Genomic DNA, 14,613 nt, shown 5'->3' with positions numbered 1-14,613 from the left:
CCCGTCCGCGAGTTTTACCACACCGGGGGCCGCAGAGTGGGTATGCTCATCCGGAACGCGACCCTCCCGGACGGCCGGACCCGTGACGTCCTGATCGAGGGCGAGCGGATCGCGGCCGTCGGCGACGACCTCCCGATGCCAGACCGGGCCGACGCCCGCTTCATCGACGCCACGGGGAAACGCCTCATGCCGGGCATGATCGACGTGCACGTCCACTTCCGCCAGCCGGGCTTCGAACACAAGGAGACCTGGGCGACCGGGAGCCGGTCGGCCGCGGCCGGCGGCGTCACGACCGTCGTCGACCAGCCCAACACCGACCCGCCGACGACCGACGGCGCCTCCTTCGACGAGAAAGCCGAGTTCGCCGGGGACTCGCTCGTGGACTACGGCATCAACGGCGGCGTCACCGACCAGTGGGTGCCCAGCGCGCTCTTCCAGCGCCCCCTGTTCGCGCTGGGCGAGGTCTTCCTCGCGGACTCGACCGGCGACATGGGCATCGACGTGGACCTGTTCGCCAGCGCCGTCAAGACCGCCTCCCGCCAGGACGTGACCGTCACCGTCCACGCCGAGGACGCGAGCGAGTTCGAGCCCGGCGCGAAGGAGCGCGACGACGCCGACGCCTGGAGCGCCTTCCGCACCGCCCGCGCGGAGGCCTCGGCCGTCCGAGCCGCCTGCGACGTCGCCGACCGCCTCCAGGCCGACGTCCACATCGCCCACACCTCCACGCCCGACGGCATCGACATCGCCGACGACCGCGGCGTCACCTGCGAAGTGACGCCCCACCACATGCTGCTCTCCCGCCGGGACCTGAACGACCTCGACACCCACGGGCGAATGAACCCCCCGCTGCGCCGTGAACGCCTCCGGCAGAAGGTGTACGACCGCGTCGTCGACGGGACGGTCGACATGATCGCCACCGACCACGCGCCCCACACGCGAGCCGAAAAGGATGCCTCCATCTGGGACGCCCCCTCCGGCGTCCCCGGCGTCGAGACCGCGCTCCCCCTCCTGCTCGCCGAGGCCCGCGAGGGCGACCTCTCCTACGAGCGCGTCCGCGACCTCACCGCCGCGAACCCGGCCGAGGTGTTCGGCCTCCCGACCAAGGGCCGTATCGCGGAGGGGATGGACGCCGACCTCGTCCTCGTCGACCCCGGCAACACCCGCGAGATTCGGGGCGAGGACCTCCACTCCAAGTGCGAGTGGACGCCGTTCGAGGGGAAACGGGGGGTGTTCCCGGAGCTCACGCTCGTCCGGGGGAACGTCGCCTACGAGTCGTTCGGTCCGGATACGGCCATCGAGCAGGCCGAGAGCGGCGAGACGCGGAGCGAGCGGTTCGGCGACGCCGTCGGCCGGAACGTCCGCACCATCGACCGCGATCCGGCGACCGAAGCCGAGGACGAGCGAGGGGCCGACGACACCACGACGGCTGACGACGAGCCGAGCGCGGCCGAGGGACAGGCGGACGACGAGTGAGTCAGACCACCCGCTCGCCCGCCCGTTCCAGCCGTTTCTCCGGAACCGGCCGGAGGACGCCGAAAACGAACCGGTAGCCGAGGAATCCGGTTCCGGTACCCGCGAAGGCAACGAACGCGATCGGCGGGCCGAGCGGCGAACCCACGAGGACGAGCGCGGCCGCGACGGCCAGCGGGAGGACGATGCCGGCGAGACCGAAGAGAGCCTCGTGGACAGTGCTCTCGAATCCGACGTGTTCGGCGTAGTGCTGGACGGCCGCGGTCGTGAACGCGACGAGCGCGCCCGGGATCGGGGCCCACCAGACCAGCGCGGACCCGAAATACAGGAGGCCGGGCAGGACGACGCTCAAACCGACCGCACCGTCCCCAAGGAGGACCTTCCGTTCGGGCGTCATCGACGGTTCTTAGCGGTCGGCGCACTTGAGGGTGTTCGAAGGGAAACGAAGGGGTGTGGCGGGAGGAGGGTCGCGGTGTGGTGGCGGCGCGGTGAAGTTGCGGAGCGGCGCGGTGGCGGCGCAGTGCGGTCACGGACGAGCATCCGCGCGCCGGCGGCGTGCGGTTCACTTCACGCGAGGCTCGGAGAGCCGAGCGTGAAGCGTCGTTTTCCCCACGTTTTTGCGACGGAGCGGTGCCCGCAGGGCCGCGAAGCGGCCCGAGGACACCCGAGGGAGTAAAAAGTGGGTGCCGTTAGTCGTCAGCTTCCGCGGTGTGCTGGTCGTGGTCACCCTCGGTCGAGTCGAGGTCGGAGCCACAGTGGGGACACTCGTCGTGGCGGAGGGCGGCGGAGTGCTCCCGGACCTCGCGCATGACCTCGGAGATGCGGTCCTCGGCTTCGAGCTCTTCCTCGACGGAGAGTTCGACGCCCTCGACCTCCAGCAGGAACTTCGCGACCTCGGTGGCCTCGTACATCACGTCGTCGAGTTCCTCGGCGGTGAAGAAATCACACATCGCGCCGTAGAGGAAGGTCGCGCCGGCCTTGCGGACCTTCTCCTCGAAGGAGGCCCGGGCCTGGTTGACGGCCTGGGGGGTGTAGGTGTCGGTCATGAAGGGGACCAGTTCGGGGAGGTTCTGGCCGATCTTGGTCATCTCGACGCCGGTCTCGGTGCGGAAGTCGGCACAGAGGCGGGCGATGGCCCACTCGCGAGCGGTGACGTAGGTGCGCTCGCGGAGGAAGTCGTTGGCGCGGTCGTAGGTGCCGCCCTCGATCTTCTTGAACCGGTCGTACTTGGCGACGTCGGGAGGGAGCGCCTCCTGCGAAGCCGAATCGGTCTCGGCCGATTCGTCGACGTCGGAGGGCACGTCCCGGGTGGAGTCGGACGCCGTGTCCGCCGCGGACCCGTCGACCGCGGGATCGGCGTCGTCCTCGGACGCGACGGCCGCACGCTCCGGTTTCGGCACGGGGTCGTCGGACATACCGGTCCTGGGAGACGTGGCGGAAAAAGCGTATCGGCGGCGTCGGTCGGGCGTCAGACGGGGCCAGCGGGTGACACGACCGGCGACGCTTCGTAGCGGGCCCTGTTCAGTGTGGCCGACCCGCGCGCGAGTTTTTTAGGGAGGGGGCACGACGCGGTAGGTATGAACGTCCTGCTGGGTATCGACGGGACCGACCCGTCGTTCGACGCGCTCGACGAGGCGATCCGCCGTACCCGCGAGGCCGGCGACGACCTCACGGTCGCCATCGTCGACCGCGACGCCGTCGAGTTGACCCCCGAGGAGATCGAGGGCCGCGTCAGCACCCGCCTCGACGAGTCGTCGCTCGCACCCGAGATCGTCCGGCTGGAGGGGCACGCCGGGAGTCGACTGGTCGAGACGGCCGATAGCGAGGAGTTCGACCGGTTGGTCATCGGCGGCGGCCAACGGAGCGCACTCGGCAAAATACAGCTCGACGAGACGATCGAGTTCGTCCTCCTCAACTCCGAAACGACGGTGACACTGGTCAGATGAGCCGAGAGTACCCCGACGAACCGGCGGACGAGTTCCCCCGGCCGCCGGCGACGGTCACCGACAGCCAGGACCGCGAGGTCGAGATCCGTACCGCCGACGAGGACGACCTCGAATCGCTGGTGGCGATGTACGACGCCTTCGATCCGGAGGACCGCGCGCAGGGCATCCCACCGATCCGGGAGGAGCAGATCCGGACCTGGCTCGACACGCTGCTCGCCGACGACTGTCTGAACATCGCCGCGTCCCACGACGGCGACGACATCGGCCACGCGACGCTCGTCCCCGACGAGAGCGAGAGCTACGAACTCGCCATCTTCGTCCTCGGGGCGTACCAGGGCGCGGGAATCGGCACCCACCTGCTGAAGCACCTGCTCGGCCACGCCCAGACCGAAGACATCGAGAAAGTGTGGCTGACCGTCGAGCGCTGGAACGACCCGGCGATCAACCTCTACAAGAAGGTCGGGTTCGAGCTGTGCAACACCGAGAGCTTCGAGATCGAGATGACGATCCGGCTGTGACCGACGTCAGACCGAGAGGACGGGCTGGCTCGCGTACATGAGGACGTACTCGGCGGCTTTCCCGAGGACCTCCTCGGGGTCGCCCGAGACCGGTTCCCGGGGCACGACGAGGAAGTCGGCGGCGACTTCGTCGGCGGCGTCGAGGATGACACTGCCGGGGTGGTGGGAGAGCCGGTCGGGCAGGAAGCCGTAGGCCTCGGAGTACGAGAACGGTACGTCGTGGTCCCCGGCGAGGTCGCGAACGGCGGTCATGAACTCCTCGGTGTTCTCCGCGACAGCGGTTTCGTCGGCGTCGCCGGCGCGGATGTCGCGCGCGACAGACTCGGCGAGGACGTGCAGGGCGTGCAGGTCGGCGTCGTAGCGGTCGGCGATTGCCAGCGCGTACTCGGCCGCCGTCAGTGACTCCTCGCTCCCGTCAAGCGGGGCGAGGACGCGGTCGATCTCGACGGGAGGCATATCCGCCCCTCGCGCGGGCAACGCCAAAAAGCCACCGAGGCCCGGCGGACTTTTAATCCAGGGCGTGGTACCGGTCGATAGATGTTCGACACCGTCGTCGTCTCGACGGACGGCTCCGAGAGCGTCAAGCGGGCCATCACGGTCGCGCTCGACCTCGCAGAGCGATTCGACGCCGAGGTCCACGCCCTCTACGTGGTCGATTCCAGCGACGTCGAGGGCAGTCCCGAACAGGTCCGCAACGAGTTACAGACGGCGCTCGAAGACGCCGCCGAGGACGCGCTCCGGGCGGTCGTCGACGCCACCGACCGCGAAATCGTCACCGCCGTCCGCGAGGGCCGGCCCGCGGCCGAGATCATCGGCTACGTCCAGGACTTCGACGCCGACATGGTCGCGATGGGGACCCGTGGCCGCCACGGTGAACACTCGTTCCTGCTCGGGAGCGTCGCCGAGGCCGTCGTCCGGCGCTGTCCCGTCCCCGTCCTGACCGTCCGCCAGCTCGACGGCGACGAAGAGCGGCCGGACGTGCGGCCCTGAGAGCGCGGACGCGGCAGGCCGGGCAGGAGCGGGCGCCGAGGCGGTGAGCCGGAGGGTTCATTGAGTCGCGGGCGCTCTCGGCGGTATGGACGACTGGCTCATCGACGACGACCGGCTCTCCATCGACCGGAAGTCGGTCCTGCCCGGGGAGGGCTTTTTCCACCCCGACTCCTTCGCCGAAGCCGAGAAAGAGCGCGAACACCGCGAGGCGCTCGCCGGTGCGCCGGCGGTCGTGATCGCTGACCCCGACGCCGACGGGCTGGCCTGCGTGGCGCTCGTCCGCGAACTCGTCGACGAGGCGGCCGCGCTCGTGCCCGCCGGCCCCCGCGACATCGAGACGGCGCTCGACCACGTCGCGGCCTACGCCGAACCGGACGTGACCGTCTTCGTCTGTGACCTCTGTCCGGACAGCGAGAGCGACATCGAACCGCTCGCGGCCGCCGCCGAGCGTGCGAGCGAAATCCACTGGTTCGACCACCACCAGTGGGACGAGGCCCTCGGCGAGGCCGTCGACGAACACGTCACCCGGCGGGTCGTCGGGGAGTCCGACGAGGAGTGTACGGCCGACGTGGTCGCCCGGTCGCTCGACGCGGACGTGCCCGAGTACCTCCGCGAACTGGCCGCAGTGACCAGGGACCACGACCTCTGGCTCCAGGAAGACCCACGGAGCGACGACCTCGCCGACTACGCCTACTGGGTCGAACCCGACGAGTACGTCGACGTGGTCCGGGAACACGGCGCCGACCTGCCGCCGGAGGTCGAGGAGTTCCTCGTCGACCAGCGGGTCGAGAAGGAGGCCCTGATCGAGAAGGCAATCGAACGCGCCGAGATCCGCGAGATCGGCGACTGGACGGTCGGCGTCACCTACGGCCGCTGTTCGCAGAACGAGGTCGCCGAGGCGCTCCGCGAACAGGGGACCGACGCCGCGGTGATCGTCAAACCCGCCGGCAGCGCCTCGATCCGTGGCACCGACGCGTTCGAGCGCGCCCACGAGGTCGCCGGGAAGGTCAACGGCGGCGGCCACCCGAAGGCCGCGGGCTGCAAGCCGGACATCTACGACGACATGCTCGATTACGCCCACCACTGGACGACCCGCGGCGCGGTGGCGAAGCAGGTCATCGTCGAGGCGTTCCACGACGTGAAACGAGAAGCGCGAGCGGAGGACGCGGACGAGGGCGTCGATACCGAGCGGTAGAAGGGCCGCGAGCGGAGCGAGCGGCCGGTTTTTTATCCAAGTTTTTGCCGCGAGTGGTACCCGCAGCGGCGCATCGCGCCGCGAGGACACCCGAGCGGTAAAAAGGTGGAAGGTGCCGATACCGAGCAGTAGTCAGTCGTTGGACTCGCCATCGTCGGCCGGTTCGAGCGTCGTCCCACACTCGGGACAGTCGGCGGGGAGGTCGTCGAGGAAGTCCGCGGGGAGGGCGGCATCGCAGGCCGGGCACTGCGGTCCCTTGTTCTCCTCGGCAGCATCGGAGGCGGTCTGCTTGAACTGTTCGACCTCCCGGCCGAGCCGATTGAAGAGTCCCATTGGTGGCGAGGAGGGGAGCGAGCGGCATAAGCGCCGTGGGCCTACGCCGCCTCGGCGACCCACCGCTCGGAGTAGACCGTCCCGCAGGTACAGACCGCGTAGGCGTGGATGACGTCGCCCTCGGCGTAGATGTCGCCCACGTCCTCGTTCTGTGCCTCCGCGAAGGCGAAGAGGAACTTCACGCGGTGGGGGTCGTCCGCGTCGTCGGTGTCGGGGCAGGTCCCGTCGGTGCAGTCGCGGGCGATGCCGTCCTCGACGCGTTCGGCCATGTTCGGCAGCGACATGGGGTCGACGCCGGTCGCCCGCTGGAAGGCGTTCCGGCCCTCGGTGCCGTCGATGACGAGGACGACACCGCTCTCGACGCGCTCGCCGACCTCGGCCAGGCGGTCGAGGCCGTCCACGTCGGCCTCGTTGAAATACAGGAGGACGTCGTCGTGGCGCTCGCCGGCGAGAAACGCCGTGCGGTCGTCGTGCATACCCTCCCTCGCGTGCGGGAACGGAAAAGCGCCGCGACACGGGCCGTCGGCACGGTCGGAGAGCCAGGGCGTTCGTGGCCGGGGCGGAACGGCGACCGGCGTCAGATCGCGAGGAAGCTACTGACCATGCTCTTCGTGAAGACGGAGATGAGCGAGCCGAGCCACAGCAGGATGACGAAGTGCATGTAGGCGTTGAGCTTGTGGCCGCCGTCGGTGGTTCGGATCATCAGCGAGGACAACAGGGCGTTGAACACGATGACGACGATGAGCAGGAACTCGATGAGCGGGATGTTGTAGACCTGGGTGTTGATCAGCGAGTTCACGTCGAACTGGCCGGACGTGCTGAGGTCGAGGGTCATGTTGGCGAGGATGTTGACGACCTGCAGGCCGATGAAGAAGGCGAAGGTCGCGGCCGCCGAGATGCCATAGAGGAGGCCGATGAGCGTCGTCGTCGCCTGGGTGCGCTGCTGGCGGAGCTGGAGGACGACGTTCATGTTCTCGGAGATGAGTTCGCCGAGCTGTTTGGGCGAGCCACCCATCTCCCGGCCGACGAGGTACATCTCGGAGAACTTCTGGATGAGGTAGGACCGGCAGTCGGCGGTGAAGTAGCGCCACGCGGCGGTGGGTTCGATCCGCATATTGAGTCGCTTGTAGAGGTCGTCGATGTTCCCGGTGAGGTCGCCGAAGTCCTTCCGGCGGAGCGTCTTCAGCACCGTGGAGGTGGTCGCCTGTTTCGCCCCTTCGGAGGACCCGAGCGCCCGGATGAAACTCGGGAAGTCCTCGTCCTTTTTCCGGATGCCGCCCTCGACGCGGCGCATGTACAGCCCGGGAATCAGAAGCGGGGTCGCGGGGACGGCGATGTAAAACGGGAGCGGGACCGGCGAGATCGGAAGGATGTCCCCGAGCGTGATGGGGCTGATGCCCGCGAAGCCGCCGATGGAGACGAACGCGAGGACGGCCGTCAGGCCGATCCCGGCGACGAAGGCGGCGATCATCTTCCTGTCGAGGTCGGTCATGATGTCCTCGGGATGGTACCACAGCGGGTCGTGAGGGGACATCGACCGGATAGCGATGAAAAAGCCGCTCTGGACGAAGATGAACAGGAGGATGACGGCGCTGACGGTCATCGTCGGGTCCGTCCCGGTCAGCACCGGGAGGACGACGGCGAAGACCAGGGCGAACGTCATCGAGAGGATCATCGACATGTAGAGGTCCTTCATGACCTCCAGGTTGTCCAGCGAGGCGGTGTACACCGTCTCGTAGTTCTGCATGACCTGCTCCTGCTCGCGCATGAGGAAGTCGTCGAGGGGTTGGCCCGCCCCAAGCGAGTACGCCAGCCTGTCGAAAAAGTCCGAGAGCGGGTCGCTGGGGACCTGGCGGGCCCGCCGCCGGAGCGCGTCGTCGAGGCTCTGGTTCCAAGTGTCGACCAGCTGGACGATGCGTTGCATCTCCTCGGCGAGGGCGCCGTACTCGTCTTCCTCGGCGAGGGCGCGGAACACCTCCATCCGGTCGATCCGGGTGGTCGAGAGGACGGTCATGTGCGTGATGAAGAGGTGGAGGCGGTTGTTCAGCGCAGTACGCTGCTGTGAGAGGAGGATCTTCGGGTAGAACAGGGCGGTCCCGAACGCGAGGACGCCGAGCAGCGGAATCGGCGCCCTGATCATGAACGGAAGGTCGGCGACGACGATAGCCACGCCAACGGTGACGAGGAAGAAGGCGAACGCCGGCAGGAGGATGACGAGCAGGTACCGCCGGATGGGAATCCCCATTCGCTGGTAGGAGTCCAGCAGGCCGTCGACGATCTCGCTGATCGAGAGCCGAATGCTCCGTCCCGTGACGCTGGACTCTTCCGACGCCATCAGTCTTCCCTGTGGATGTCGAAGGGGAGCCCCTCGATGCCGTCACGCTGGTAATTGGCGATCAGTTCGTTGACCTCGTGGTAGCCCAGCACGCCCTCCTGGATGGCGCGCTCGATGATCTTCGCCCGGAAGTCGAGGTCGTCGTAGATCTCGCGGGTGTCCTCGTACCCCAGCAGCGTCGCGATCTGCTCTTCGAGGACGTAGGAGTTGTTCATCCCCTGGAAGATGATCTCGTCCTCGACGGGGTCCCAGTAGAACGACTGCCGGGTGACGACGCCGTCCATCTCCTTTGAGTAGCCCTCGATCTCCTGGACGGAGGTGACCCGGCGAAGCACCTCGTCGCCCTGCTTGACGCGGTTCTGGAACAGCGCCACGTCGGCCACGTCCATGAACGTCTCGGGGACGTTGATGGGTTCGCTGGTGAACCGCTGGATCATCGAGACGATGTCGCTGGCGTGGAAGGTCAGCATGACGGGGTGGCCGGTCTGGGCGGCCTGGAACGCCATCCGACCCTCGGCCCCACGGACCTCGCCGAGGATGATGTAGTCTGGCCGCGAACGGAGGGCGGCCGCCACGAGGTCGAACATGTCGACGCCGGTGCCTTCCTCCTCGCCCTCGCGGGTCAGGAGCTGCTGCCAGGTGTCGTGGGGCGGGATGACCTCGGCGGTGTCCTCCGCGGTGTAGATCTTGTGATCACGGGGGATGAACGCGAAGGAGGCGTTCAGCGTGGTGGTCTTCCCCGACGCCGTCTCCCCGACGACGAACACGGTCTGCTCGTTCTCCAGACAGAGCCAGAGGTACGCGGCCAGCCGCGGGGAGAGCGTCCCCCACTTCGTGATCTGGAACATCGACAGCGGCGTCTCGTCGCCCTGCCGGATGGTCAGCGAGGGGCCCTTGAGGCTCACGTCGTCGGAGTAGATGAGGTTCAGGCGGGAGCCGTCCGGGAGCGTCGAGTCGACGATGGGGTCCGAGTCGGAGACCGGGTCGCCCATTCGTTCGCCCATGTTCCGGAGCCACTGGTCGAACTCCTCGGGTTCGCCGAAGTCGACGGTCGTCTCCAGCATCCCGTAGACCCCGTGGTCGACGTAGGTCTCGTGGGGCCCGATGACGTGGATGTCCTCGTTCGCCGGGTCGCGCATGATGGGCTCGAGCGGTCCCAATCCGACGATGTCGCGATTGAGGACGTAGCGGATGTCCTCGTAGGTCTCCTGTGAGACCTCCACTTTGCCCATGTTGATCACCGAGGAGATGGTGTTCATCACGCCGGAGTCCTCGCTATCCGTGATCCGGGTGGTCTCCTGGAGGAGTTCCTCGATGCGGTCGTCGTACTCGGCCTCGTTCTCGGGGGCGGGCTTGTTGACCGATTTCTGGAGCAGACGGTCCCGGACCTTCTGGTAGACGCCGGCCTCGGCATCGTCGAGCTCCGGCTCGATGGTGTAGTACTTCATGTCCTGACCCACGTCGCCGTAGATGTGACAGAAGATGGGGCCACCGACGGGGTAGAGGACGTTCGGGCGGTCGGTCTCGTACTCGTCGTCGGCCTCCTCGATGAACAGCGGGAACTCGCCGGTGATCTGCTTGAACTTCTTGAGGTGGTCCTGCAGGTGTGGCCGTCTGGCCGCGTACTGCCTGAGTTCGTCCGACGGCTGGGCGGTTCCGTGTTCTGTCATTCTATGCGACGCTCCGTGACTCGATGACGATGCCCGTCCCCGACCGGACGGAGTAGCCGATGGTGTCTCCGACCTGTTCGCCCATGCCGGCGAACCGCTTGACCGCGATCTGCCGGCGCACGTCGTTGCCGACCTCGATCATCTCCAGTTCGATGAACACGTCGGCGATGGAGCGGAAGGGGCCGATGGCCTCCTCGTCGAGCGTCGAGGGGTCGACGGTGAGCACGATGACCTTCCCCCGGGAGATCAGATCGCGGAAGAAGCCGATGATCTCCAGTGCGGCCTGGCGTTCCTCGTTCTGTCTGACCAGCGCCTCGAACTTGGGGTCGTTCCGGAGGATGGCGTCGAACGTGTCGACGATGATGACGTCCGTCGACCACATCACCTCCGCGTTCATCAGCCGCTTGAGCAGTTCCTTGCGGTCCTCGTCGTCCTCGCCGCCGGTCAGCGTGTTCGTGTCGCCGACCTCCGCGTGGAGGAACAGGCACCGCTCGTCGAGGATGTGCTCGACCATGTCGTAGGACAGCGAGTGCATCTGGTCGATGAAGGAGCCGACGGTGAGTTCGGTCGACAGCATCGTCACCGAGTACCCCTCCTCGCAGAGGCCGTAGGTGAACCGCTGGCTCATGGCGCTCTTGCCGGCCCCGTAGTCGCCCTCCATGAGGACGATGCTCCCGGGCGGAATGCCGCCGCCGAGTTCCTTGTTGAGCCGGTCGTGATCGTCCAGTCCGAGCGAATAGAGATCTTGTGTTGCGATACTCATACTCTAAATTCGAACACCTCCTCGTCCTCGTTGATGATGACCTTGACGCGGTGGTCACCCGTCGTGAGGCCGCCACCGTCGTTTGGCTCGATCTCGGCCCGGACGACGCCGCCCGGCCGCCACGTGTCCGTGTCCTCGACGGGCGTCACCGTCACGTCCGTCTCGTACTCGCCGTCGACGAACACGTCCATCCCGTCGCCGTTCGCCGGCAACGTCGCCGAACCGGTGTTTTTGATGTGGAGCGTGATGTTTTGCGTCTCCTCGTCGTAGACCGCCGTCGAACCGCTATCGCTGATGACCTGGATGTCGGTCCGGACCTTCTCGCTCAGCGACCCGCCACGGTCCTCGATGGCCTGGCTCACACGGCTGATGCTGTCGGTGAACACCCCGGCAACGCTCGCTGCGATGATGATCGAGGCGATGAACAGGATCATGTGGGAGACGGAGACGCTCGCCATCAGGCGCTCACCTCCGTCTGCCGTGCGGTCGGGCGACCGGCGGGGCGGGGTCGCGGTGCCGCGACGCGCCGGCGGGAAGCGGTCAGCACGTTACCCCCTCCGTGACGCGGTCGGTCGCCGCCACGCCGGACTCGGAGACGACCTTCACCCGGTCGGGCGCCGTGTCGATCCCGTCGGTGACGGTGACGACGAGCCGTTCGCCCGGGAGCCACACGTCGGTGTCGGCGTCCCCGTCGACGGTGGCGTCGGCCTCCCAGCCGGTGCGGTACTCGCCGTCGACCAGCAGGTCGGTCCCGTTGACCGACAGCTCGGTCGCGCCGGTGTTGTTGACCGCGACCTCGATCCCGCAGGGCGCGGTCTGCACGTCCGTCGACGTGATGTCGATGGCCGTCTCGACGACGGCCTCGCGGTGCTCGCGCTGTTCGGCCACGGCGTCCTGGCGGCTCTCCGCGGCGTTCGTCGTCGCCGTGTAGAGAGCGGTCATGGCGACGAACGTGCCGAAGGCGATCACCGCGAACGAACTGCTGACGCTGAAGCCCATTCAGGACACCTCCGCCGTGTCCGCGACGCCCTGGCCGGCGACGACCTTCACGCGGGCCGGCAGGGTGTCGCGGTACACCGTGATGTTGAGCTGTTCTTCGGGGAGCCAGAGGTCGGTCCCGCCGCTCCCGTCGACGGTGGCGTTTCGCTCCCAGTCGGTCTCGTAGGTGTTGTTGACGAGGAAATCCGTGTCGTTGACCGACAGCGGCGTCGCGCCGGTGTTGTTGACCAGCACCGTCAGCCGGTCGTTCGTGTACTCGACCGACTTGATCTCGATGTCGCTGTTTTTCTCCGCGAGGGCATCGTCGATGCGGTCCTCGCGGGCGTCGGACACCGCCTCGCTGCTGTTGGCGGTGGCCGCGTAGAACATCCCGAAGCCGATGAACATCCCGGCGAAAACGATGGCCGCCGAGCCGCTAACGCTGAAGCCCATCACCACCACCTCCGAGCATTTGCATCGCCATCTGGTCGGCAGTGTCGCCGCCGAGCTGGCTGATGTAGCGGAGGCTCTGCGTGTGGTGATCGATGGTCAGCGTTCCCTCCGCGGTGCCGGCCTCGTCGAAGCCCGCGAGATACGAGCGCAGGTCGTCGGCCACCGCGTCGTCGATCCAGTCGATCCGCTCGTAGTAGGCGATGGCTTCCGACGCCTCGCGAACGCTCGACTCCGCGATCAGGTACTCCAGCCACTCCATCACCAGCAGATCCGCCGCGTAGCCGTCGGGCAGCGTGCCCAGGTACGGCTTGCTCGGCCCGTCGTCGCCCGCGTCCGCCTCGTCCGTCGTCCCGGTCGCGGCCGCGGTTTCGGCCACCGACCCGGTCGCCGTCTCGGCCGCCGGTGCCGTCCCGCCGGTCTCGGCCGCCACGTCGTCGGTCGCCGCCGTGCCGTCAGCCTCGGCGACCGTGCTGTCGGTCGGTTCGGACTCGGGTTCGGCGATCATCTCGTCTGCGGCCGTCTCGTCGATGCCGTCATCCTCGGTGTCGGGTTCGACGGTCCCGGACGCTGCCTCGGCCGCGTCCGCCTCGGCAGCGTCCTCGGTGTCCTCGGCGGACGGGTCCTCGTCGCCGTCGCCGGCCGAGGGCAACACGTCGTCCACGTCGTCCGACGCGACGACCTCGTCGCTTCCGTTTTCGGCCGTCGCGTCCGTCGCCTCGTCCTCACCGAGGAGGTCATCGTCGGCGCCATCGTCGAGGCCGCCGAAGTCGTCGCCGAGGAGGTCCCCGTCACCGCCGTCGTCCGCGGCGGCGTCGGCGTCCGCGGCCGCGTCGGCCGGTTCCTCGCCCTCGGCCCACTCGGCGTCGCCGGACTCGTACTCTTCTTTCAGTTCCTGGAACGACTTGCCGCCGTCGCCGTCGCCGCCACCGTCGCCGCCACCGTCGTCGCCGCCGTCGTCGGATTCGAGCATATCATCACCCGTATCGTCGAAATCGTCGAAATCGTCGCCGCCGTCGTCGAGACCCTCGTCCATCTCGTCGAAGCCGCCCATGTCGTCGCCGCCGAGGTCGTCGTCGAGCACGTCGTCGTCGAAGGTGCCGCCGTCGTCCTCGAAACCGGGGTCGTCACCGGCGGGTTCGTCGACCACGTCCTGGATGCCACCCATGTCGTCGTCGCCGATCTCGTCGCCGTCGTCCTCCACGAGGTCCTCGTCGAAGAAGCCCTCAGCGTCGGCGTTGGCGATCTCGTCGTCGAGTTCCTCCTCTTCCTCGCCACCGTCGTCGTCGTCGAAGAGGCCGAACCCGCCCTCCATCCCGCCGCCGCCACCCATACCGCCCTGGATGTCGTCGGCGAAGGGGTTGACGCCGCGGGTCACCATCTCGTAGATGTCGAGGAGCTTCCGGATGTTCTCCTCGATGTCGTCGACCTGCTCGCCGATCTGCTCGTTCTCGTTGCGGACGGTGTTGACCGTCGACTGGAGGCTCCCGACCTCGTTTTCCATTTCCTCGAGCCTGTTTTCCAGTTCGTCGGTGGCTGCACCGCCGCCACCACCGCCCATGTCGCCGAACTCGTCGTCCTCGTCCTCGAAGCCGCCGATGTCGTCGTCGAGTCCGCCCAGATCGTCGTCCAGCCCACCGAGTTCGTCGCCACCGCCGCCGCCGGCGCTACTGCTCTCTTCTGCCATGAGGCCGCCGCCGTCGCCACTGAGTTCCTCGTTGCCGTCGTCGTCGGCCTCCTCGTCGGAGAGGATCGAATCGAACATGTTCTTTATACTCATCCCGACGGCACCGCTCGCCAGCAGGACCACGACCGGGACGACGCCTTCGGGGAGCACCGCCTGCCCGCCCCCGGCGGCGAGTCCGAACCCGGCCGTCACTCCTGTGGCGACACTGCTCATCACAGTCATATTGCTTGCTCACGTCCTTCAATATGACGTTTCTGGTATCATAATTGATAATCGTC

General features: G+C 67.6%; 17 protein-coding genes. 5 read left to right on the top strand and 12 right to left on the bottom strand.

Annotation, left to right across the window (positions count from 1 at the left end):
* The first annotated feature begins 42 nt into the window (after positions 1–42).
* A complete protein-coding gene (locus MUG96_RS02385; RefSeq protein ID WP_246986154.1) occupies positions 43–1,473 on the top strand; it encodes a dihydroorotase in 1,431 nt (476 codons plus the stop codon).
* Position 1,474: 1 nt separating this feature from the next.
* Here the strand turns inward: MUG96_RS02385 and MUG96_RS02380 are convergent, their stop codons facing one another.
* Complete coding sequence (locus tag MUG96_RS02380; protein WP_246986152.1) at positions 1,475–1,867, bottom strand: hypothetical protein; 393 nt, start codon at positions 1,865–1,867, stop codon at positions 1,475–1,477.
* Between the two features lie 292 nt (positions 1,868–2,159).
* Entirely contained in the window at positions 2,160–2,885 is a 726-nt protein-coding gene (locus tag MUG96_RS02375) for a DUF5806 family protein (RefSeq protein ID WP_246986151.1), read from the bottom strand.
* Between the two features lie 162 nt (positions 2,886–3,047).
* Here MUG96_RS02375 and MUG96_RS02370 point away from each other — a divergent pair, with 162 nt between their 5' ends.
* Complete coding sequence (locus MUG96_RS02370) at positions 3,048–3,416, top strand: universal stress protein (RefSeq protein ID WP_246986150.1); 369 nt, start codon at positions 3,048–3,050, stop codon at positions 3,414–3,416.
* The gene (locus MUG96_RS02365) at positions 3,413–3,934 is read left to right on the top strand and encodes a GNAT family N-acetyltransferase (RefSeq protein ID WP_246986149.1); all 522 of its coding nucleotides are present in this window, start codon (positions 3,413–3,415) and stop codon (positions 3,932–3,934) included. Before MUG96_RS02370 ends, MUG96_RS02365 begins: the two co-directional genes overlap by 4 nt.
* 6 nt (positions 3,935–3,940) lie before the next feature.
* On the opposite strand, the gene MUG96_RS02360 is transcribed toward MUG96_RS02365, so the two are convergent.
* On the bottom strand, positions 3,941–4,390 hold the full coding sequence (locus tag MUG96_RS02360) for a universal stress protein (protein ID WP_246986148.1): 450 nt from the start codon (positions 4,388–4,390) through the stop codon (positions 3,941–3,943).
* An 81-nt stretch (positions 4,391–4,471) separates the two neighbouring features.
* Here MUG96_RS02360 and MUG96_RS02355 point away from each other — a divergent pair, with 81 nt between their 5' ends.
* Together MUG96_RS02355 and MUG96_RS02350 are read left to right on the top strand one after the other, a co-directional pair.
* Positions 4,472–4,924, top strand: a complete 453-nt coding sequence (locus MUG96_RS02355) for a universal stress protein (protein ID WP_246986147.1) — start codon at positions 4,472–4,474, stop codon at positions 4,922–4,924.
* 85 nt (positions 4,925–5,009) lie between these two features.
* Positions 5,010–6,119 carry a DHH family phosphoesterase gene (locus MUG96_RS02350; RefSeq protein ID WP_246986146.1) on the top strand — a complete coding sequence of 370 codons (1,110 nt, stop codon included), beginning with the start codon at positions 5,010–5,012 and terminating at the stop codon, positions 6,117–6,119.
* A 132-nt stretch (positions 6,120–6,251) separates the two neighbouring features.
* Here MUG96_RS02350 and MUG96_RS02345 read toward each other — a convergent pair whose 3' ends face one another.
* From MUG96_RS02345 to MUG96_RS02305, 9 genes are all read right to left on the bottom strand, one after another.
* A complete protein-coding gene (locus tag MUG96_RS02345) occupies positions 6,252–6,452 on the bottom strand; it encodes a hypothetical protein (protein ID WP_246986145.1) in 201 nt (66 codons plus the stop codon).
* 41 nt (positions 6,453–6,493) lie between these two features.
* Positions 6,494–6,928 carry a DUF5807 family protein gene (locus tag MUG96_RS02340; RefSeq protein ID WP_246986143.1) on the bottom strand — a complete coding sequence of 145 codons (435 nt, stop codon included), beginning with the start codon at positions 6,926–6,928 and terminating at the stop codon, positions 6,494–6,496.
* 101 nt (positions 6,929–7,029) lie between these two features.
* Complete coding sequence (gene arlJ, locus MUG96_RS02335; protein ID WP_246986141.1) at positions 7,030–8,787, bottom strand: archaellar assembly protein ArlJ/FlaJ; 1,758 nt, start codon at positions 8,785–8,787, stop codon at positions 7,030–7,032.
* Positions 8,787–10,457 (bottom strand): archaellum flagellar ATPase motor FlaI, encoded by a 1,671-nt coding sequence (gene flaI / locus MUG96_RS02330; RefSeq protein ID WP_246986138.1) that lies wholly within the window; start codon positions 10,455–10,457, stop codon positions 8,787–8,789. Before flaI ends, arlJ begins: the two co-directional genes overlap by 1 nt.
* Before the next feature lies 1 nt (position 10,458).
* Entirely contained in the window at positions 10,459–11,220 is a 762-nt protein-coding gene (arlH, locus tag MUG96_RS02325) for an archaellum protein ArlH (protein WP_246986136.1), read from the bottom strand.
* Positions 11,217–11,678: an archaellum stator protein ArlG gene (arlG, locus tag MUG96_RS02320; RefSeq protein WP_246986134.1), complete on the bottom strand. Its 462-nt coding sequence runs from the start codon at positions 11,676–11,678 to the stop codon at positions 11,217–11,219. Before arlG ends, arlH begins: the two co-directional genes overlap by 4 nt.
* An 82-nt stretch (positions 11,679–11,760) precedes the next feature.
* Positions 11,761–12,219 carry an archaellum stator protein ArlF gene (gene arlF / locus MUG96_RS02315; RefSeq protein WP_246986132.1) on the bottom strand — a complete coding sequence of 153 codons (459 nt, stop codon included), beginning with the start codon at positions 12,217–12,219 and terminating at the stop codon, positions 11,761–11,763.
* A complete protein-coding gene (gene arlF, locus MUG96_RS02310) occupies positions 12,220–12,651 on the bottom strand; it encodes an archaellum stator protein ArlF (protein ID WP_246986130.1) in 432 nt (143 codons plus the stop codon).
* Positions 12,635–14,548: a FlaD/FlaE family flagellar protein gene (locus tag MUG96_RS02305; protein ID WP_246986129.1), complete on the bottom strand. Its 1,914-nt coding sequence runs from the start codon at positions 14,546–14,548 to the stop codon at positions 12,635–12,637. The genes arlF (MUG96_RS02310) and MUG96_RS02305 overlap by 17 nt, the downstream gene beginning before the upstream one ends.
* Positions 14,549–14,613: the final 65 nt, after the last annotated feature.

The organism is Halorientalis marina, assembly GCF_023028345.1.
Classification (GTDB): Archaea; Halobacteriota; Halobacteria; order Halobacteriales; family Haloarculaceae; genus Halorientalis; species Halorientalis marina.
Note: the sequence above shows the minus strand (reverse complement) of the source record. Positions and strands in the feature narration are given on the sequence as shown.